This is a genomic window from Myxococcus dinghuensis (assembly GCF_024198235.1).
In the GTDB taxonomy this organism is placed as follows: Bacteria; Myxococcota; Myxococcia; order Myxococcales; family Myxococcaceae; genus Myxococcus; species Myxococcus dinghuensis.
Map to the genome: position 1 here is coordinate 190,892 of NZ_JAKCFB010000011.1, position 19,570 is coordinate 210,461.

The window sequence follows — 19,570 nt, forward strand, 5'->3', positions numbered from 1 at the left end:
GCCCGGCGCCACGGGGTGCGCCGGTGGCCCCGCGCCGGGGCGACGCTAGCGGGCCTCCTTGCGCTGGAGCGCGGGGCGCCGCTTCTCCGTCTCCAGGTCGCCCACGCCCGGCCGCGCGGCGGCCGTGAGGTCCAGGCGGTTGAACTCCTTCATGCGGTCCGGGAACTGCCGGGAGACGAGGCGGGACAGGTCCGGCTCCTTCGAGGGCGCGCAGACCTCCACCAGCCGCTCCGCCATCTCCCGCGCGGTGGCGTAGCGCTCCTGGGGGTTCTTGGAGAGCGCCATCTCCAGCACCTCCCACAGCGCCGGGGGGATGGGGTCCGGCCGGGACAGCCGGTCCAGGCAGATGGCGTGCATGGACGCCACCTCCTCGCCCCGGTCGAAGGCGCGCCGCCCGGTGAGGGCCTCGTAGAGGATGAGGCCCATGGCGAACAGGTCGCTGCGCGAGTCCAGCCGCTGCCCCCGCGCCTGCTCCGGCGACATGTAGAGCGGCTTGCCCTTCACGATGCCCGGCAGCGTCACCGCGCGCTGCGCCCGCGCCTTGGCCACCCCGAAGTCGAGCACCTTCACCCGACCGTCGAAGCCCACCATGAGGTTGTGCGGGGACAGGTCGCGGTGGACCAGGTTCATCGACGCGCCGTCCTCCCCCACGAGCAGGTGCGCCGCGTGCAGCCCCTGCAGCGCCTGGGACACCACCGCCACCGCCTCCGGGGGCGTCAGCGGCCGCTTGAGCGAGCGCAGCAACCGGTCCAGGTCCACGCCCCGCACCAGCTCCATGGCGATGAAGTACGACCCCTGGGATTCGCCGAAGTCGTACACGTGCACCAGGTTGGGGTGCGACAGCCTCAGGCCGATGCGCGCCTCGTCCAGGAACTGCTCGACGACGGCCCGGTCCGCGGACAGGTGCGGGAGGATGCGCTTGAGCGCCACCAGCCGGCCCAGCCCCTCCGGCCCGCGCGCCCGCGCCACCAGCACCTGCGCCATGCCGCCGGTGCCCAGGGGCGTCACCACCTCGTAGCGGCCGATGCGGCCTCTGGGCGACAGCGTGTCGTCCATGGCCAGCTCGTCCAGCCGCTCCACCGCGCCCTGCCCGTCCGTGAGCGCCAGGAAGCTCAGCACCGCCGTGTCGAGCTGCTCGCCGATGGCCTCCACCAGCTTCATCACCAGCTCGCCGCCGTCCGGGAACGGCCCCTCCAGCACCAGCCCCAGCCCGCCCAGCGTCAGCCGGCCCAGCGTCAGCTGCGTGCAGAACAGCGTCCGCCCGTCCTTGAGGGGACGGGGCCCCGTCCAGTGCGCCGCCTGGAAGACGTCCACCCCCAGCTCCCCCAGCACCCGCGTGAGCACCGGCCCCCGCGTGCCTCGCAGCGACACGAAGCCCGCCGGCGCGTGCACCATGCGCGCGCACTGCGTGAGGAAGACGTCCAGCCCCGCGTCCAGCGTCAGCCCGCGCGAAAGGCAGTCCTCGAGGATGTCGTCCGACATCCGGTGGACGGACACCAGTCCGCGCAGGAACGCGACTTCGGCTTCAAGGGAGGGGAATTCCACGAGGCGCATTCAACCTCGTGGCACGCCTTCCCTGGAAGACAGGACAAACCGCTAGACGCGCTCGCGGTCCTTCAATCCAACACTCGAACCGATGGAGCGCTCGGTGCTCGCGGGGAGGGAGCGGGGGGAGCGGGCGTCCAGCAGGCCGTGGACCTCCAGCATGTGCTCCAGGTGCGCCACGCGGTCGCGCAGCTGGGACACCTCCGGGTTGGCGCCGAGCTGCGCCTCGCGCAGGCGGATGAAGGCCTCCAGCGCGGGCTTGAGCGAGAAGCGCAGCGTCAGGCCCAACAGGGGGATGCCCGCGACCATGGCCACGACCAGGACCACGACGATGCCTTCGACTGGAGCCACGAGGTACCTCGGAACGAATGGGGGATGCGCTCACTACGCGCGGGCACGCGCGTGATTGCAATCCCCTCCCGAGGCTTTGGCCCGGGCTAGCTCGCCTGGCCGGTGTAGATGGCGTCCGCGATGCGGTAGGCGCTGCCCTCCAGCCGCTGGAAGGCCTCCTTGAGGGCGACGGCGTCGGAGGTGTTGAGCAGGCCCTTGAGCCGCTCCAGGTCCGCCTTGATCTCCTCGCGGTCCTTCTCCGACAGGAGGCTGGCGTACTCCTCCAGGCTCTTCTCCGTCGTGTAGATGAGGCCGTCCGCGTTGTTGCGCAGCTCCGCCAGCTCCTTCTTCTTCTTGTCGTCGGAGGCGTGCGACTGCGCGTCGGAGATCATCGCCTGGATCTCCGCCTCCGACAGGCCGGAGTTGCTCACCACGCGCACCTGCTGCACCTTGCCGGTGCCCAGGTCCTTGGCGCTGACGTGGACGATGCCGTTGGCGTCGATGTCGAACGACACCTCGATCTGGGGCACGCCGCGCGGCGCCGGGGGGATGCCCACCAGTTCGAAGCGCGCGAGCGTCTTGTTGTCCGCCGCCATCTCACGCTCGCCCTGGAGCACGTGCACGCTCACCAGCGGCTGGTTGTCCACCGCCGTGGAGAACACCTGGCTCTTCTTGCAGGGGATGGTGGTGTTCTTGTCGATGATCTTCGTGAAGACGCCGCCGGCCGTCTCCACGCCCAGCGACAGGGGCGTCACGTCCAGGAGGAGGACGTCCTTCACCTCGCCCTTGAGCACGCCACCCTGGATGGCCGCGCCCACGGCGACGACCTCGTCCGGGTTGATGCCCTTGTGCGGCTCCTTGCCGAAGAACTCCTTCACCTTCTGCTGCACGCGCGGCATGCGCGTCATGCCGCCCACCAGGAGCACCTGGTTGACGTGCTGCGCGGTGATGCCCGCGTCCTTGAGGGCGATCTTGCAGGGCTCGATGGTGCGGTCGACCAGGTCGGACACCAGCGCCTCGAACGTGGCGCGGTCCACCGTCTCCGTCAGGTGCTTGGGCCCGGAGGCATCCGCGGTGATGAACGGCAGGTTCACCTCCGTCTCCGGCGCGCTGGACAGCTCGTGCTTGGCGCGCTCGGCGGCCTCCTTCAGGCGCTGCAGCGCCATGCGGTCCTTGCGCAGGTCCAGGCCGTTGTTCTGCTCGGCGAAGCGCTTGGCCAGGTAGTCGATGAGGCGCTGGTCGAAGTCCTCGCCGCCCAGGAACGTGTCGCCGTTGGTGCTCTTGACCTCGAACACGCCGGCGGTCAGCTCCAGGATGGAGATATCGAACGTGCCGCCGCCCAGGTCGTAGACGGCCACGCGCTCCGTGCCGCCGTCCTTCACCTTGTCCAGGCCGTACGCCAGCGCCGCCGCCGTGGGCTCGTTGATGATGCGCAGGACGTTGAGGCCGGCGATGCGGCCCGCGTCCTTGGTGGCCTGGCGCTGGCTGTCGTTGAAGTACGCGGGGACGGTGATGACCGCCTCGGTGACGGGCTCTCCGAGGTAGTCCTCCGCCGTCTGCTTCATCTTCATCAGCACGATGGCGGAGACCTCCGGCGGGCTGTGGCCCTTGCCGCGGATCTCCACCCACGCGTCGCCGTTGGGGCTGGCGGCCACCCGGAACGAGCTGACGCCGATGGCCTTCTTCGCCTCCGGCGAGTCGAACTTGCGGCCGATGAGCCGCTTCACCGCGAAGACGGTGTTCTCCGGGTTGGTGATGGCCTGCCGCTTGGCAATCTGGCCCACCAGCCGCTCACCGGAGTCGGTGAAGCCCACCATGGAGGGCGTGGTGCGGCTGCCCTCGCTGTTGGGGATGACCACCGGCTCGCCGCCTTCCATGACGGCGACGCACGAGTTGGTCGTTCCGAGGTCGATTCCAATCACCTTGGCCATGACGCTTACTGACTCCCCCCGGACGTGCTGCTATCGGACTGCTCGGTCGCCTCGGCCCGCGGCTCACCTTCGGCCGACGGGGTCGGCGCCTCGGGCTGGGGCGGACTGGAAGTTGCCTCGACGGGCGCGCTCTCCGCGGGGGCGCGCGCGACGACGACCATGGCGGGGCGCACCAGCCGGTCGTTGAGGAAGAAGCCGCGCACCACCTCGTAGGCCACGTGGCCTGGGGGCGTGTCCGCCGTCTCCACCTGCTGGATGGCCTCGTGCATGCGCGGGTCGAAAGGCTGGCCCTTGGCGCTGAAGGACTTCACCCCGTGGCGGCCGAGCGCGTCCTCGAAGGACTTGCGCGTCATGGCCACGCCCTTCTGGAAGCTGTCCAGGTCGGGGGCCTTGGTGGCCGCCTCGAGCGCGCGGTCCAGGTTGTCCAGCACCGGGAGCAGGTCCTTGAGCAGCTTCTCCGAACCGAAGCGCTGGACCTCCTCCTTCTCCTTCTGCGCGCGCTTGCGGTAGTTCTCCAGGTCGGCGGCGGCGCGGACCATGCGCTCCTGCGCCTCCTTCGCGCGCTCGTGCGCGTCGCGCAGCCGCTCCAGGGTCTCGCGACCCTTGGCCTGGCTGAACTCGACCTGGGCCTTGAGCGCCTCGACCTCCTGGCGCAACGCGGCCACCTCGTCGGCGGTGGCCGCCGCGACGGGCGCGGGGTCCTCCGTCGAGACGGCGACGCCCTCGTCGGAGGAGGACGGGGACCCGGAGGCTTCCACCTCGATGACGGTCACCTCGTCCTCTTCCTCCATGCGACGCTCGACGCTGCGAACCGCCGCGTCGATGACGTCCTGCCCGATTTCCGCCTGGATGCTGTCCTTCTCACTTGCGCCGGCCACGGTGCTCACTATCTCACGCACTTCACACCGTTCCAACTCTCTGGAACGACTGGCGGAACCCAGACCCGGCGTGTGGACACGCCAGGTTCAGGAGGAACGGAACTTCACGTTCCCGCGGTGGGCTTGCGCGGAGCCCGGCCGAGCGACTTCTTGGGCGCGGCGGCCTTCTTCGCCGCCCGCTTGCCGGAACCGGAGGCGGCGCTCTTGGCGGCGGCCTTCTTGCGGCCGATGGACTTGGTGCCGGCCTTCTTGGCGGCGCGAGGGGCCTCGGCCTTGGGCGCGGCGCGCTCGTTCGAGGAGGCCTTGCTGGAGGGGGCCTCCTCGCTGGCGGAGCCCTCCGCTCCGGGGTTCGACTTGAAGGCGCGCTCCACGGCGCTCTCCACCTGCTGGGCGGCCTGTTCGATCTTCTCCGCCGCCACCTTGGTGGTGCTGGCCGCCCAGGTGCGCAGTTGCTCCAGGCCCTCCTTCACCTTGGCCTGCTTCTCCGGGTCCTTCACCTCCTTGAGCAGACGCTGGGCCTCGCCGCGGAGGTCGTCGGTCGTCCGCTTGAGCTCGTCCCCGGTGCGCTTCAGGAACTCCATGAGCTGCTTGTCCCACTTCTCGGCCATTGCGCGTGTCCTCTCGTCGGGTGGCGCAGAGCCCCCCGGGCTCCGTGGTCCACGCAATATGTCACGGCCGGGCCCCCCGCTGATTGCGGTTCCAGCGCCGGCGGGTGTGCCCGCCACGAGCGCGGCCCGTGCGGGGATGTCAACGGGACGGCTCCATGTGGGACACGAATGTGTCTAGAGTGTTGCACTTCCGGGTCCCGCCACGCGGGCACCCGAGGGAGTCCTCGAACCATGAACCTCGTCCGCCTGACCGCGACCCTCGCCGTCCTGGTCCTCTGGAGCGCCTGTTCCGGCAGCAACCACGAGTCCCCGGGCGGAGGCCCGCGCCTCCCCACCGACGCCTCGCTCACCGACACCACGGTGGGCGCGACCTATGAGACGCGGCTTGGGGCCACCGGCGGCACCGCCCCCCTGCGCTACGGCATCCAGGGCGAGGTGCCCCCGGGCTTCTCCTTCTATCCCTCCGAGGGGCGGCTGGTGGGCCCCGCCAGCGCGTCCGGCGAGTTCTCCGTCACGGTGGACGTCCGGGACGTGGAGAACAGCCGGGACACGCGGACGTACAGCCTGAAGGTGTGGCCGGCGCCGGTGCTCGCCCCCCAGGCGCCTCCCGCCGGCGCGGTGGGCAACGGCTACACGCACACCTTCGGCGTCACCGGGGGCCGGCCGCCGCTGACCTTCTCCCTGGCGGACGGGGCGCTGCCCTCCGGGCTGGCGCTCTCCCAGGACGGCGAGGTGGCCGGAGTCGCGGAGGTGGCCGGCACCCAGACCTTCACCGTGCGGGTGGAGGACGCCAGCGGCGTGCGGGTCGAGGGCCGCTACTCGCTGGAGGTGAAGCCGAACACGGGCACGCCCGACTCGGGGCCCTCCACCACCTTCCCGCTGTCGGTGGGCAACTGGAACATCGAGTGGTTCGGCGACCCGGTGGAGGGCCCGGCGGACGACGCGAAGCAGTTGGAGAACGTGACGGCGGTCCTGCTGAGCGCGAACAAGGACATCTGGGGCCTGGCGGAGGTCGTCAACACCGACCAGTTCAACACGCTCAAGGCGCAGCTCCCCGGGTACGACGGCTTCCTGGCCAACGACAGCCGGGTGACGCTCGGCAGCGCGTACTACTCCACCAACGAGCAGAAGCTGGGCGTACTCTTCAAGTCCAACATCGTCCAGGTGCTGAGCGCCCAGGTCATCCTGTCCGAGTACAACTCCGAGTTCGCCGGCCGCCCGCCCCTGCGCGTGGACCTGCGCATCACCCGGGGCACGGCCAAGGTGGACCTGACGCTCATCGTGGTCCACCTCAAGGCGCAGGCCACCACCCCGGACTTCGAGCAGCGCGTGCAGGAGGGCCAGTTGCTCAAGGCCTACCTGGACGCGAACCTGCCCACGCAGCGGGTGATGGTGGTGGGCGACTGGAACGACGACGTGGACCAGTCCACGACGACCAACCCGTCGACGGGCGCGAAGTACGACACCCCCTTCCGCCCCATCGTCAACGACACCGCCCGCTACACCTACATCACCCAGGCGCTGTCGTTGGCCAACGTGGGCTCCACGGTGGGCCGCAACACCTTCATCGACCACCAACTGGCCTCCAACGAGATGTTCGACGCCTACGTGGCCAACTCGGCGGAGGTGATTCGTCCGTCCATCACCAGCTACAGCTCCACCACGTCGGACCACTACCCCATCGTCAGCCGCTATGACTTCGGCCAGGTGTCGTCGGGGCCGCTGCGGCTCACCGCGCCCAACGGCGGAGAGGCGCTCACCGCGGGCGCCGCCTTCGACATCACCTGGGCGGCCACGGACGTCACCACCGTCAAGCTGGAGTACTCGACGGACGACGGGGTGACGTGGCAGCCCATCACCGCCTCCACGTCCGCCGCGTCCGGGCGCTACCCCTGGACGGTGCCCTCCGAGGTCAGCACGCAGGCGCGCGTGCGCATCACCGACACGGCGCGCCCCACCGTGACGGACACCAGCGACGGCGTGTTCCAGTTGAAGGGCGGGACGTCCACGGTGTTCATCAACGAGTACCTGCCCCAGCCCTTCCCTCCGGCGGGCAGCACCACGCCGGACTACGACAAGATGTTCGTGGAGATCCTCAACGCCTCCGGCACCGTGGTGGACCTGAGCAACTGGAAGCTGCACGACGACGAGTCCAAGAGCGGCGCGAAGCCCCCCCGGCACGTCTTCCCCCAGGGGACGACGCTCCAACCGGGCAAGGTCTACACGGTGTTCTCCGGCGCGGCGGCGGTGCCCGTGGGCATGCCCAACGCCTCGTCCGCCAGCAGCCCGGACGGCCTGCGCTTCAACCGCGCCAACGACGGCGTCTACCTGCTGCGCGCGGACGACTCGGTGGCGGACAGCGCCTCGTACGGCAGCACCACCCAGGGCACGTCCTTCAACCGCAACCCGGACGGCAACGCCGTGGGGAACTGGGTGGCCCACACGACGATGTCCACCAACCCCTCGTCTCCCGGCACGCGCGTCGACGGCAGCGCCTTCTGAGACGTTGCCGCGTCAGGGGCTCGGGGGCCCCGCGTCTGGCCGGTCCTGCCGGCCCCGGAGGAGTTCCCCTCCGGGCGCCGGCCGCTTCGCGCGAGGAGGACGCCATGGTGGAGACGCTCACCCTGTACCGCCCGGTGGGCCTGGAGGAGGCGAGGCTCATCGTGGCCAGCGGCTGCGCGGGCTTCCCTCCCCGGCTGCCGGAGCAGCCCTTCTTCTACCCGGTGCTGAACGCGGACTACGCGCGCCAGATTGCCCGGGACTGGAACACGAGGGACGCGGGGAGCGGCCACGTGGGGTTCGTCACCGTCTTCGACGTGGAGGCCGCCCACGTCGCGCGCCACCCCGTGCGCACGGTGGGGGGCCGCCAGCACCAGGAGCTGTGGATTCCCGCCGGGGAGCTGGCGGACTTCAACGCGCGCCTGGTGGGCCCCGTCCGCTTCACGGAGGTCTGGTACGGGCCCGACTTCGAGGGCTTCGACACGCTGCCGGCCTTGATGGAGGAGGTGTCGACCGGCGAGGACGGACGCGACGCGGACCTCCCCCTCCAGGCCCTCGTGCGGGACCTGCCGGACGCCGTGCTCGTCAACCTGGGGTGGTGGGAGCGCGTCCCCGCCCAGGCGCTGGACCTGGACGAGCCGCGCCGCACCGCCCTCCTCCACCGGCTGCGCGCGGCCTGGGCCCGGGTGAACCCCACCTGGCCCCTGCCCGCCGCCGCCTGAACCACCGGGGCCGGGAACCCGACGTGACGCGCCAATTCCCCGTCACGACAGGCGTTTCCGGCCCTCCCGGTGAGATTCGACTTCCCTTTCCGCCACGGGACGACCGAGAAAATGGGCCCGTTGCGTATCCGGCTCGAACGTGCCGGACGGCGGGGCATGGGGCCTTTCCGTCGACCCGCGTGGGGTAGAGAGCGTGCTGCCAGGCGATGACCGCTCCGTCATGGAGGCGTTCCGGCGCGGAGACGCGGCCGTCCTGACCGCGGTGTACCGCGCGTACTCACCCGAGGTGCTCCGCTACCTGTCCCGGCGCTTCTCCGTGGGCACGGACGCGGCGGGGCGCACGGTGGCGCTGTCCGCGCTGGACCTGGACGCCGCGCACCAGGAGACCTTCGTGCGCGCCTTCCGGCCCCACATGCGCCAGGCCTACGACGGGGTGCGCCCCTACCTCGGCTTCCTGCTGACGGTGGCGCGCTCGACGGCCATCGACCTGATGCGGGCCTCCGGCCGGGTGGCGCGCGAGGCCATCTCCCTGGAAGAGGCGCCGGAGCTGGGCCGCCTGCCCAACGAGGGGCGCAGTCCGGAGGAGGAGGCGCTGGGCGCGGAGGTGCGCACGCTGGTGCGCCGCTTCCTGGACGCGCTCCCGGAGGAGGGCCGCGCGCTGGCGCACCTGCGTTTCATCGAAGGTCTGTCCCAGGAGACCGCGGCCGAGCGGCTCCGCCTGACGCGGGGGGAGGTCCGCGTGCGCGAGCGGAGGCTGCGCACGCAGTTCGCCGAACACCTGAGGTCCTCGGGCTGGCTGGAGACGGCCGCCGAGGCCGGAGGCCTGGTGCTGGGGGTGATGCTGGCCACCCTGGCGCTGTGCTTCCTGCGGAGCGCGCCATCATGAGGTGGTACGAAAGACACATCGACGGCAGCCTGACGCGGTGGTCGCTGGGGACGCTGACCCCGGACCAGTCCGCGCGACTGCTGCGCCATGCCCATGTCTGCCACCGCTGTGGCCCCCTCTACGAGCGCTGGGTCCGGGCGCACCGCGCGTTGGAGGGCTCGCTCGACGCGCCCTCCTCCATGGAGCGCCTCGCCCTGACGGAGGCCGGCCTGTCCGCGGCGCTCGCGGCGGCCGTGCCCGCGCGGGCGCCCTCCGCCCTGACCTCGCTGGCGGCGTTGGGAGGCGTGCTGGCCGCCGTCCTCCTCGCGGTGGTGCTGGTGCCGCGGCTGTCCTCCGACGAGTTCCGCTCGCGAGGCGTGGGGACGCCGCCCCCGGGCGTGGCGCTGCGCGTCTTCTGCGCCGCCCCGGGCCTGCCCCTGCGCGAGCTGCACGCGGGCGAGGCGTGTCCGGCCGGGGCGATGATGGCCTTCGCGGCGGGGGGCAACGCGCCCTACACCCATGTCGTCGTGCGTGTCCGCGACGCGGACCGGCCGGAGGTCCTCGCCGGCCCCTTCGCGTTGGCGGGGCCCCCCGGGAAGGAGGCGCCGCTGGAGCTGACCGTGCCGCTGCCGGAGCACGCGGGTGAGGCGAAGGTGACCGCGGCCTTCGCCAGCAGCCCGTCCGCGGCGCTGGCGGCCGTGCGTGGGGACGAAGAGGGGGAGGCCGTGGTGCTCGAGCAGTCAGTGAGGGTAGAGGAAGGCCCATGAACAGATTGGGAGTGCTCCTCGGGTTCGCCGCGCTCTTCGCAGCGCGCGACGCCTCGGCGGATGCGCTGGTGCGCCGTGCCCTCGTGATTGCCCACAATGGGAGCGACGACCCGTCCCTGCCGTCGCTGCGCTTCGCGGACGACGACGGGGTCCTGTGGGCGGAGACGCTCCAGCGGCTGGGCGTGGAGACGACGCTGCTGGTGGATCCGGACGAGGCCACGCGCGCCAGCCAGCGGCCGGTGCTCGCGGGGGCACGTCCGCCCACGCCGGACGAGGTGAAGCGCGAGGTGGCCCGCCTGCGCGCCGCCAGCCTGGCGGACGACGAGCTGGGGCGCGAGACGGACGTGCTCATCGTCTACGTGGGCCACGGCAACACGGACGAGGCCGGACGCGCCTACTTCACCCTGGCCGGGGGCCGGCTGGACAAGGCGAGCCTCTACGCGGACGTGGTCGATCCGCTCGGCGCGGACTACGTGCACCTCATCGTGGACGCGTGCCGCGCCTCCGGCGTGGTGGGCCGCCGCGGCGGCGCGGCGGACGCGGCGGTGCTCGCGGAGCTGCGGGGCATGCTCGCGCGCGAACAGCTCGCCACGCGCCCCTCCGTGGGCGCCATCTTCGCGGAGAGCGAGGACGGCGAGACGCACGAGTGGTCGCGCATCCGCGCGGGCGTCTTCAGCCACGTGGCGCGCTCGGGCCTGCTGGGCGCGGCGGACATCAACGGCGACGGGAAGGTGGAGTACAGCGAGCTGGGGGCCTTCGTCTCCGCGTCGCTCCAGGGCGTCCAGGGGCTGCCGGCGCGACTGGCCGTCCAGGCCTTCGCCCCCACCCGCGCCCCCAGGCGCCCCCTGGTGGGCCCCGCGCCCGCCGGGCCCAGCCTCACGCTGACGTCCGGCTTCGGGCACTCGCGCGTGTCCGTGGAGGACGCGGACGGCCGGCGGCTGGCGGACGTGCGGCGCGCGGAGGACCAGTACGTGCTGCTGCGCCTGCCCGAGCGCGAGGAGTACTGGGTCCGCACGCCCACCACCGAGGCGCGCGTCAAGCTGGCGGAGCTGAGCAGCGGCGCGCCCAGCATGGCTCCGCGAGAGCTCCAGGAGCGCGGCCCCGCGGAGGAGGCGCTGCGCCGGGGCCTGTTCGCCGTGCCCCTGGACAAGGACTTCTACGACCAGTACGTGGCCGTCGCCGGCCTGGTGTCCGTGGACGTGTCGCGCGCCTTCCCGCCGACCCCCGGCGGCCCCCAGCCCTTCCGGCTGGCCCGCCCCACCCCCAGCCCCTCGTGGGAGGTGGGCCTCGTGGGGCACCACGCGCCGCTCGGCATGGGGCGCCTCTCCACGGGGCTGAGCCTGTCCTGGCGCGGCGGCGAGGTCGCGCGGCTCCCGCTGTACTACGGCGCGCGCGCCACCTACTCCGTCATGCCCGTGTCGCTCGACGGCATCCGGATGCACCGCGCGACGGTGCAGGGCCTGCTGGGCACCCAGGACATCGTGGACACGCCGCTGTTCGCGGAGGTGGGCGTGGGCTGGGGCCTGCTGGGCGTGGCGGCGAACGGGGCGAACATGGCGGACCCCACCGTGCTGACGACCCACGCGGCCGCGGGTGTGGCGGGGCGACTGCTGGGAGTGCGCCTGCGGCTCGCCGCCACCGTGGCGTCGGACCGCGTCACCCTGGATGGCGACGATTACTGGAACCGGATGTTCGGCTTCGAGCTGGCGTTCTGGCGCTGACGGGCACGTCCCGGGGATTCGATGATGCGACGTTCCTGTTTCTGGCTGACGACGCTCGCGCTGGCCACCGCGGGCTGCGACACGATCTCCCTGGACGATTTCGTCCGGCGCCCCCCGGCCCTCACCCGCATCGAGGTCGAGGCCTCGGGCGGGAACTGCGAGCACGGCGGCAAGGCCCTCCTCTCCGGCCTGGACCTGGACGAGGACGGCACGCTGTCCGACGCGGAGGTGACGCGGGTCGAGTACCTCTGCACCGCGAAGCCGGAGGTCGTCATCCTCTCGAGCCCGCTCGCGCCGGGAGGGACCTGTCCTCGGGGTGGCTCCCTGCTCCGGGCGGGCGTGGACCTCGACGGCGACGGGCGCCTGGCCGACGCGGAGGTCACCCGGGAGGTGACCACGTGTACTCCGGAGGGTGTGGCGCGCTACCGCCTGGTCCCCTTCGAGGGGCCTCCCGGGCCATGCGCCACCACGGGGACGCGGGTCGAGGCGGGCCTGGACCTGGATGGCGACGGCGCGCTCGGCGCCACGGAGAAGCAGACCGAGGCCGTGCTCTGCTTCACGGAGGAGCACGTCCGCGTGCGACTGGCGCCCGAGCCCCTGGGCGCGCAGTGCCCGGCCGGCGGGACCCGCGTGGACGCGGGCATCGACTCGGACGGTGACGGCGTCTTCGAGGACGAGGAGGTCCTCGCCCGGACCTACGTCTGCCAACCGCTGTCCACCTATGTCGGCGACTTCTTCGTCCGCGACGAGACCGACCTCGCGCTGCTCCAACGCCTGTCCCATATCCAGGGCTCGCTGAGCATCAACCAGACCGCGCTCACGCAGGTGGTGGTGCCCTCCCTGATGATGGTGCAGGGCAACCTCATCCTGGAATGGAACGACGCGCTGACCCGGGTGGAGCTGCGCTCGCTGCGCTTCGTCGCGGGGGACGTCACGGTCTCCAACAGCGTCGCGATGGAGACGCTCGTGCTCGGCTCGGGTCCCTTGTGGGTCGAGGGCACGGTGTGGCTCTATCGAAACCTCGCGCTCACGTCGCTGTCCGGGGTGACCGGCGTGATTCCGCGCCACAGCCTCCGCGTCGAGGACAACCCCGTCCTCCAGAACAGCGGGGAGTTCACGTACCTCACCTCCCTCGAGGGCGACTTCATCTTCGGCACGAATCCGAAGCTCACCTCGTTGCCGTGGTCGGTGCTGAGGTCCGTGGGAGGGACGGTGAACCTCTCCGGCCTGCACGCGATGAAGTCCCTCCCGGGAACCCAGCTCGAGCAGGTGGGCGGAACCCTGGCCATCCATGCGAACGACCTCCTGGAGGACCTGTCCGCGCTGTCGAAGCTCACCCGCGTCCACGGCACGTTGTTCCTTGGCGCCCTCCCCCGAATGGTCTCCGCCCCGAACATGGAAGCCCTGCAGCGGACGGGCGGGCTGGAGCTCAGCGACAACCTCGCCTTGGAGGAGGTGGGCCCGTCCTTCCCGGTGCTCGAAGCCGTGGACGGCTACCTCCGCATCCAGAGCAACCCGAGGCTCCAGCGGCTGGGGCGGTTCCCCGTGTTGTCGAACGTCACCTGGCTCGAGTTCGTGGCGAACCTCGAGCTGAAAGACGTCTCCGGTCTGGAGGGGGTGACGGAGCTGGGGAGCCTGTTGGCGCTGGGCAACGCGTCGCTGACGGGCTTCACCGGGCTGCGCCACGTGCGCTCCATCGGAACCCTCAACGTCCAGGGCAACCCGGCGCTGACGAGCCTGGGCCTGGACGGCCTCGAGACGGTGCGGGACACCTTCTTCGTCAGGAACAACACCGGGCTGCCCACGTGCCTGGCGCAGGCGCTCGCCACCCGCGTCTTCACCGCCATCCAGTTGGAGATCGAGGGCAATGACGACTCGGCCACCTGCGCGGCCCCCACGTTGTCGGGGGGCGCACCGTGAGCGCGCGACGCCCCCGAGCCCCCATCTGCGGGCTGTGGCTGGCCCTGCTGCTTCCCTGGGTGACGGCGTGTGACGACATCGACCTGGGAAAGCTGGTGTTGCCCCTCTCGCCCCTCATGCGCATGGAGCCCGAGCCCGCGGGGAGCCACTGCCCCCTGGGCGGCACGGTCGTCCGCGTCGGCCTGGACCTGGACGGCGACGAGGTGCTCTCCGACGCGGAGGTGACGGAGACGCGGTACACCTGCCTCACGCCCACGCCGGAGGTGCTGGTGCGGGTCGAGACCGTCCCCCCGAGCGAGCGCTGCGCCAAGGGCGGACAGGTGTCTCGCGCGGGGCGCGACCTGAATGGCGATGGCGTCCTGGACGACGCGGAGATCTCCCGCGAGGTCTACACGTGCGCGCCGGAGGGGTCGCGGACCGTCCTCACCCGGGTTCGCGAGGGACTTGCGCCGGGGGCGCCCTGTTCCCAATCCGCCACGCTGGTGGACGCCGGACTGGACCTGGACGAGGACGGGCAGCTGTCCGACTTCGAGCTGCGCACCACGCTCGTCGTGTGCTTCGGCCCCATGAGCCACGTCGTGCTGGAGCTGCACCCGGAGGGGACGGCCCGGGCCTGTCCGGCGGGCGGCACCCGTGTCATCGCCGCGCTCGACCTGAACGGCAACGGACGCGCCGACCTCATCGAGCCGCAGGCGTACGACTTCGTCTGCGACGAGCACCACACGTTCGACGGGAGCTACTACGCCCACGACGCCGTGGACCTCGCCGCGCTCCAGGGCGTCTCGCGCATCCGCGGTTCGCTCGTCGTCGAGCACCCTCGCGCCTCGCTCGTCGAGCTGTCCCTGCCCGCGCTGGAGGGAATCGACGGTGACCTCTCCGTCAGGAACAGCACCACCCTGGAGCGGGTGGACCTGCCTCGCCTCCGCGGCGTGGGCGGGGACGTGAACATCGAGGTCAACGGCGTGCTGACCCAGGTGGCGCTCGGGCTCCCCCAGCGCCTGCCCGTCTTCGTGGGTGGCAGCCTGAACCTCAACAACAACGCGGCGCTGCCGGACCTGGAGGGCTTCACCTACCTCGTGCCCCGCAAGAGCGTCGTCGTCAGCAACAACCGGGCGCTCACGCATGCCGAGGGGCGCTCGGGCCTCATGCACGTCGAGCAGTTGGCCGGCCAGCTCTCCGTCCACTCCAATCCCCTGTTGGAGCGCCTGCCGCTCCCCAACCTCGCTCGCGTGGGCAGCAACGTCACGCTCGAGTACAACGCCGCCATGCGCCGGCCGGTGGGGACACGGCTCGCGAACGTGGGCGGCAGCCTCCTCATCCAGCGCAACGGCTCGCTGGAGTCGCTCGGAGGGCTGGACGAGCTCGCGAATGTCGACGGTGAGCTCGTCATCCACTCCAACGACGTGTTGCCCCACACGATGGGCTTGAAGGCCCTGCGTCGCGTGGGGACCCTGCGGGTGACCAGCAACCCGCTCCTCACCGACCTCGGGGACATGGACGCGCTCCAGGTCGTCGACCGGGCGGTCATCTTCGAGGACAACCCCGCGCTGCGCACCCTCCGTGGCCTTCGCCGGCTCACCGACCTCGACACGCTGAGCATCGGGGCGAACCCGATGCTGGTCTCGCTGTCCGGCCTGTCGAACCTGGTCCGGACGGGCACGCTGACCGTCTCCAGCAACGACTCCCTCGCCGCGCTCTCCGACCTGGCGGCCCTGCGAGAACTGGGCAGCCTCTCCGTGGAGCGGAACGCGAACCTGCTGCGGCTGGAGCTGCCCGCCCTCGTGACGGTGAACAAGGACCTCTCCATCCGCGCCAATGCCCGGCTCCCCGCGTGCCAGGTCAGGACGTTCGCGGAGCACGTCTTCACGGGCCCGCCCGACGGCCTCTTCCTCGAAGGCAACGACGACACGGCGCCCTGCCCATGAGGCCAGGGGCCTCTTCGTCACGAGGCGAATCGAACAGGAGTCACGTCATGCGATGGACCTGGGGGGCGATGCTGACGGTGGTGACGCTGATGGGCTGTGACGCCATCACGCTGCGAGATATCGGCCCCAAGACCGTCAGCCGCACGACGGAGGTGCCGGCGGGGGAGACCTGCGCGCTCGGCGGCAGCAAGGTGGAGTCGGGCCCGGACTGGAACAGGGACGGCGTGCTCGGCGACGCGGAGGTGGCCACGACCGAGGTCCTGTGCAACCCGACCTCCGCGCCCATCCTGACGCGCAGGCTGTCCGAGCCCCGGGGCGAGCACTGCGAACTGGGCGGGACCCGGGTCCAGTCCGGCCCCGACACCAACGCGAACGACCTCCTGGACGACGCGGAGGTGGTGACCACCGAGTTCGTCTGCGCGGCCCCTCCTCCAGCGGTGCTCGTGACCACCGAGCAGCTCGCGCCGGGGGAGACCTGTCCCCAGGGTGGGCAGACCATCCGCGCGGGGACGGACATGGACGGCGACGGCGTCCTTTCGTCGGGCGAGGTCGGCCGCGAGCTCACCGCCTGCATGGAGAAGGCGCCCTTCCTCGTGAGGGCCTACTCCACCGGCTTGGACTCCCATGGCTTCTGCCCTGGGGGGTCGCAGACACTCGTCCAGGCGGGCATCGACCTCGACGAGGACCACGCGCTCGACCCGGGCGAGGTGCGCTCGTCCCAGTTCCTCTGCGGGCCGGCATCGAAGATCCGCTTCAGTTGGAAGGTGACGCCCTCCAGCGAGTACTGCACCAACGAAGGCTTCGCCGTCGACGCCTGGGTGGATGAGGACGGCGATGGAGAGATGAGCCTGGGAGAGGTCCAGACCGCCCTGCACGTCTGCCGTGGCTCGACGCTCCTCGACGGCTTCTACAGGGTGAGGACCTCGGCGGACCTCGCCGCCCTCCAGGCCGTCACCCACATCCGCGGCTCCCTCATCATCAACCATTCGGACCTCCAGACGCTGGAGCTGCCGGGGCTGTGGTCCATCGACGGCACCCTGAGCATCGTGGGCAATTACAACCTCGTCTCGCTCTCGCTCCCCGCCCTGCGCTTCGTGGGGGACGACGTGGAGTTCATCGGCAACACCGTGATGACGCAGGTGAGGCTGGGCTCCATCGGGCCGACGCCGGCCCACTCCATCTGGGTGGGTGACCAGGTGAAGTTGAGCGGAAACACCACGCTGTCGACGCTGCCCCACATCACCGGGTTGGCCCCCCAGGGGAGCTTCATCCTCACGGAGAACTCCTCGCTCGTGGCGCCGATCGCCTTCCCCTACGTCGAGTCCCTGAAGGGCGAGCTGGTCGTCCGGGACAACCCCGCGCTCGCCACCCTGCCCTTCATGAACCTGCGGACCGTCGGGGGCTCGGTGACGATTCGCGACAACGCCGCGCTCGGTGGCCTGTACGGGCTGCGCTCGCTGACCTCCGTCGACGGCGACCTCCAAGTCATCGGCAACGCCCTCAGGGACGAGTTCCTCGGCCTGGAGTCCCTGAAGCATGTCGGGGGAGACTTCTGGGTGATGGAGAACACGGACCTGACGTCGCTCGCGCTGCCCGCGCTGGAAGACGTCCGCGACCTGCTCGTCGACGACAACCCGCTGCTCGAATCCGCGGGCCCCTTCCCGCGGCTGTCCAGCGTGCGCCGGGAGCTGCGCCTCGCGAGGAACGCGAAGCTGGCGAAGGTGACGCAGGCGCCGCGCCTCTCCGCGGCGGGCGTGGTGACCCTCTCCCAGAACCCGCTCCTCACCGACCTGTCCGCGTTCGAGAACGTGACCTGGGCGTCCGCCGTGGAGGTCGCGCAGAACGACGCCCTGACCAGCCTCGCCGGGTTCAAGCGCCTGCGCGAAGCAACCCTGCTCACGGTGGCCCATCACCCGCGGCTCCAGACGCTCGACATGGGCGAGCGGCTCCAGGTCTCCGGCGCCTTCTACGTCCACCACAACCCCCAGCTCGCCGCTTGCGCGGTGACGGCGCTCGCCGACGCGGCCTTCACGGGCGACCCGGACTCGCGCATCACCGAAGGCAACGACGAGACGGCCGTCTGCTCGCCCTAGCGGCCTGGCCCCCTGGTCTCCGGCCCGTCCCGCGGGCGGCGGCCTCCCCGCCCGGGACACAGGAGCCGCGCGGGTGCGTTCTCTCCAAAGGGGAGCGTACCGCATGGCCAAGCCCGTCATCCTCGCGGTGGACGACGACACGGAAGTGCTTCGCGCGGTGGAGCGAGACCTGCGGCGCAAGTACGGCCGGGACTACCGGGTGCTGAGCGCCGACCGGGGCGAAGCCGCCCTGGAGACGGTGCGCCAGTTGCGGCTGCGCGGCGACCCGGTGGCCCTCTTCCTCGTGGACCAGCGCATGCCCGGCATGTCGGGCGTGGAGTTCCTCGAGAAGGCCCGGGACCTCTACGACGAGGCCCGCCGCGTGCTGCTCACCGCGTACGCGGACACGCAGGCCGCCATCCACGCCATCAACGAGGTGCGGCTGGACCACTACCTGCTCAAGCCGTGGGAGCCGCCGGAGGAGCGGCTCTACCCCGTGCTGTCGGACCTGCTCGACGAGTGGTGGGCCCACCATCCCCCCTCCTTCGAGGGCATCCGCGTGCTGGGCAACCGCTGGTCTCCCCGCTCGCACTCGCTGCGGGACTTCCTGGGCAGCAACCAGGTGCCCTACCAGTGGCTCGACGTGGAGGGCAGCGACGAGGGCCAGCTGCTGCTCACGCAGGCGGGGGGCGCGGCGGTGGCGAAGCTGCCCCTGGTCCTCTTCCCGGACGGGACCCGGTTGATGGCGCCGGACAACGTGGACGTGGCCGAGCGCATCGGCCTGAAGGTCCGCGCCACCAAGCCCTTCTACGACCTGGTCATCATCGGCGGAGGCCCGGCGGGGCTGGCCGCCGCGGTGTACGGCGCGTCCGAGGGGCTGAGCACCGTCATGGTGGAGCGCAGCGCGCCAGGAGGACAGGCGGGCACCAGCTCCCGCATCGAGAACTACCTGGGCTTCCCCGCGGGGCTGAGCGGCGCGGACCTGGCGCGCAGGGCTGTGGCGCAGGCGGCGCGCTTCGGCGTCGAAATCCTCACGCCCCAGGAGGTGAGCGCCGTCCGGGTGGCGGACCCCTACCGCATCGTGAAGCTGGGCGACGGCACGGAGCTGAGCTGTCACGCCCTCCTGGTGGCCACCGGCGTGCAGTGGCGCAGGCTGCCCACGCCCGGCATGGAGGCCCTGTCCGGGGCGGGCGTCTACTACGGCGCGGCGCGCACGGAGGCCGTGTCCTGCAAGAACGAGGAGGTCTTCATCATCGGCGGCGCCAACTCCGCGGGCCAGGCCGCGCTCTACTTCGCCCAGTTCGCGAAGCGGGTGACGCTGGTCGTGCGCGGGGACTCGCTGGAGCGCGGCATGTCCCATTACCTGGTGGAGCAGGTGCACAGCACACCCAACGTGACGGTGCTGCTCCACACGGAGGTGATGCGCGCGGAGGGCGCCGGCCACCTGGAGCGCGTGACGCTGCGCACCCAGGGCGAGGCCGAGCGCACGCTGCCCGCCAGCGCCCTGTTCATCATGATCGGGGCGGTGCCTCGCACGGAGTGGCTGGACGGCGTGGTGGCACGGGATGACCGGGGCTATGTCCTCACCGGGCCGGACCTGACGTCGGGCGGGCAGCGGCCCCGGGGGTGGAAGCCGGACCGGGAGCCCTTCCTCCTGGAGACGAACGTGCCGGGCATCTTCGCCGCGGGCGACGTGCGGCACGCCTCCATCAAGCGCGTGGCGTCGGGAGTGGGCGAGGGCTCCATCGCCATCTCCTTCATCCATCAATACCTGAGCGAGGTGTGAC

General features: G+C 71.4%; 14 protein-coding genes. 9 read left to right on the forward strand and 5 right to left on the reverse strand.

All coding sequences use genetic code 11. The annotated features are described in order from the left end of the window. Window positions 1–45: 45 nt before the first annotated feature. From LZ198_RS17535 to LZ198_RS17555, 5 genes are all read right to left on the reverse strand, one after another. Complete coding sequence (locus tag LZ198_RS17535) at window positions 46–1,554, reverse strand: serine/threonine-protein kinase (protein WP_253973131.1); 1,509 nt, start codon at window positions 1,552–1,554, stop codon at window positions 46–48. Window positions 1,555–1,596: 42 nt separating this feature from the next. Next, a complete protein-coding gene (locus LZ198_RS17540; RefSeq protein ID WP_253973132.1) occupies window positions 1,597–1,896 on the reverse strand; it encodes a hypothetical protein in 300 nt (99 codons plus the stop codon). A gap of 86 nt (window positions 1,897–1,982) precedes the next feature. After that, window positions 1,983–3,806, reverse strand: coding sequence for a molecular chaperone DnaK (gene dnaK, locus LZ198_RS17545; protein ID WP_253973133.1), 1,824 nt, complete (start codon window positions 3,804–3,806; stop codon window positions 1,983–1,985). Window positions 3,807–3,811: 5 nt separating this feature from the next. Then, complete coding sequence (gene grpE / locus LZ198_RS17550) at window positions 3,812–4,693, reverse strand: nucleotide exchange factor GrpE (RefSeq protein ID WP_253973134.1); 882 nt, start codon at window positions 4,691–4,693, stop codon at window positions 3,812–3,814. Window positions 4,694–4,788: 95 nt separating this feature from the next. Beyond that, complete coding sequence (locus LZ198_RS17555) at window positions 4,789–5,292, reverse strand: transcriptional regulator (protein WP_253973135.1); 504 nt, start codon at window positions 5,290–5,292, stop codon at window positions 4,789–4,791. Between the two features lie 231 nt (window positions 5,293–5,523). Here LZ198_RS17555 and LZ198_RS17560 point away from each other — a divergent pair, with 231 nt between their 5' ends. From LZ198_RS17560 to LZ198_RS17600, 9 genes are all read left to right on the forward strand, one after another. Then, on the forward strand, window positions 5,524–7,794 hold the full coding sequence (locus tag LZ198_RS17560) for a lamin tail domain-containing protein (RefSeq protein ID WP_253973136.1): 2,271 nt from the start codon (window positions 5,524–5,526) through the stop codon (window positions 7,792–7,794). Window positions 7,795–7,898: 104 nt separating this feature from the next. Then, entirely contained in the window at window positions 7,899–8,513 is a 615-nt protein-coding gene (locus LZ198_RS17565; RefSeq protein ID WP_253973137.1) for a hypothetical protein, read from the forward strand. Between the two features lie 193 nt (window positions 8,514–8,706). Then, window positions 8,707–9,399, forward strand: coding sequence for an RNA polymerase sigma factor (locus LZ198_RS17570; protein ID WP_253973138.1), 693 nt, complete (start codon window positions 8,707–8,709; stop codon window positions 9,397–9,399). Then, window positions 9,396–10,145: a hypothetical protein gene (locus LZ198_RS17575; protein ID WP_253973139.1), complete on the forward strand. Its 750-nt coding sequence runs from the start codon at window positions 9,396–9,398 to the stop codon at window positions 10,143–10,145. Before LZ198_RS17570 ends, LZ198_RS17575 begins: the two co-directional genes overlap by 4 nt. Further along, window positions 10,142–11,866, forward strand: a complete 1,725-nt coding sequence (locus LZ198_RS17580) for a caspase family protein (protein WP_253973140.1) — start codon at window positions 10,142–10,144, stop codon at window positions 11,864–11,866. Before LZ198_RS17575 ends, LZ198_RS17580 begins: the two co-directional genes overlap by 4 nt. Window positions 11,867–11,890: 24 nt before the next feature. Next, on the forward strand, window positions 11,891–13,786 hold the full coding sequence (locus tag LZ198_RS17585) for a DUF7151 family protein (protein ID WP_253973141.1): 1,896 nt from the start codon (window positions 11,891–11,893) through the stop codon (window positions 13,784–13,786). Continuing rightward, complete coding sequence (locus LZ198_RS17590; protein ID WP_253973142.1) at window positions 13,783–15,711, forward strand: DUF7151 family protein; 1,929 nt, start codon at window positions 13,783–13,785, stop codon at window positions 15,709–15,711. Before LZ198_RS17585 ends, LZ198_RS17590 begins: the two co-directional genes overlap by 4 nt. A gap of 47 nt (window positions 15,712–15,758) precedes the next feature. After that, window positions 15,759–17,804: a DUF7151 family protein gene (locus tag LZ198_RS17595; RefSeq protein ID WP_253973143.1), complete on the forward strand. Its 2,046-nt coding sequence runs from the start codon at window positions 15,759–15,761 to the stop codon at window positions 17,802–17,804. Between the two features lie 103 nt (window positions 17,805–17,907). Beyond that, window positions 17,908–19,569 carry an FAD-dependent oxidoreductase gene (locus tag LZ198_RS17600; RefSeq protein WP_253973144.1) on the forward strand — a complete coding sequence of 554 codons (1,662 nt, stop codon included), beginning with the start codon at window positions 17,908–17,910 and terminating at the stop codon, window positions 19,567–19,569. Window position 19,570: the final 1 nt, after the last annotated feature.

What these genes read in the sequence shown, in the direction of transcription:
- LZ198_RS17595 (WP_253973143.1), top strand. Translation starts at nt 15,759, where the DNA reads ATGCGATGGACCTGGGGGGCGATGCTGACGGTGGTGACGCTGATGGGC.
- LZ198_RS17600 (WP_253973144.1), top strand. Translation starts at nt 17,908, where the DNA reads ATGGCCAAGCCCGTCATCCTCGCGGTGGACGACGACACGGAAGTGCTT.
- LZ198_RS17585 (WP_253973141.1), top strand. Translation starts at nt 11,891, where the DNA reads ATGCGACGTTCCTGTTTCTGGCTGACGACGCTCGCGCTGGCCACCGCG.
- dnaK (WP_253973133.1), bottom strand. Translation starts at nt 3,806, where the DNA reads ATGGCCAAGGTGATTGGAATCGACCTCGGAACGACCAACTCGTGCGTC.
- LZ198_RS17535 (WP_253973131.1), bottom strand. Translation starts at nt 1,554, where the DNA reads ATGCGCCTCGTGGAATTCCCCTCCCTTGAAGCCGAAGTCGCGTTCCTG.
- LZ198_RS17555 (WP_253973135.1), bottom strand. Translation starts at nt 5,292, where the DNA reads ATGGCCGAGAAGTGGGACAAGCAGCTCATGGAGTTCCTGAAGCGCACC.
- LZ198_RS17560 (WP_253973136.1), top strand. Translation starts at nt 5,524, where the DNA reads ATGAACCTCGTCCGCCTGACCGCGACCCTCGCCGTCCTGGTCCTCTGG.
- LZ198_RS17580 (WP_253973140.1), top strand. Translation starts at nt 10,142, where the DNA reads ATGAACAGATTGGGAGTGCTCCTCGGGTTCGCCGCGCTCTTCGCAGCG.
- LZ198_RS17575 (WP_253973139.1), top strand. Translation starts at nt 9,396, where the DNA reads ATGAGGTGGTACGAAAGACACATCGACGGCAGCCTGACGCGGTGGTCG.
- LZ198_RS17565 (WP_253973137.1), top strand. Translation starts at nt 7,899, where the DNA reads ATGGTGGAGACGCTCACCCTGTACCGCCCGGTGGGCCTGGAGGAGGCG.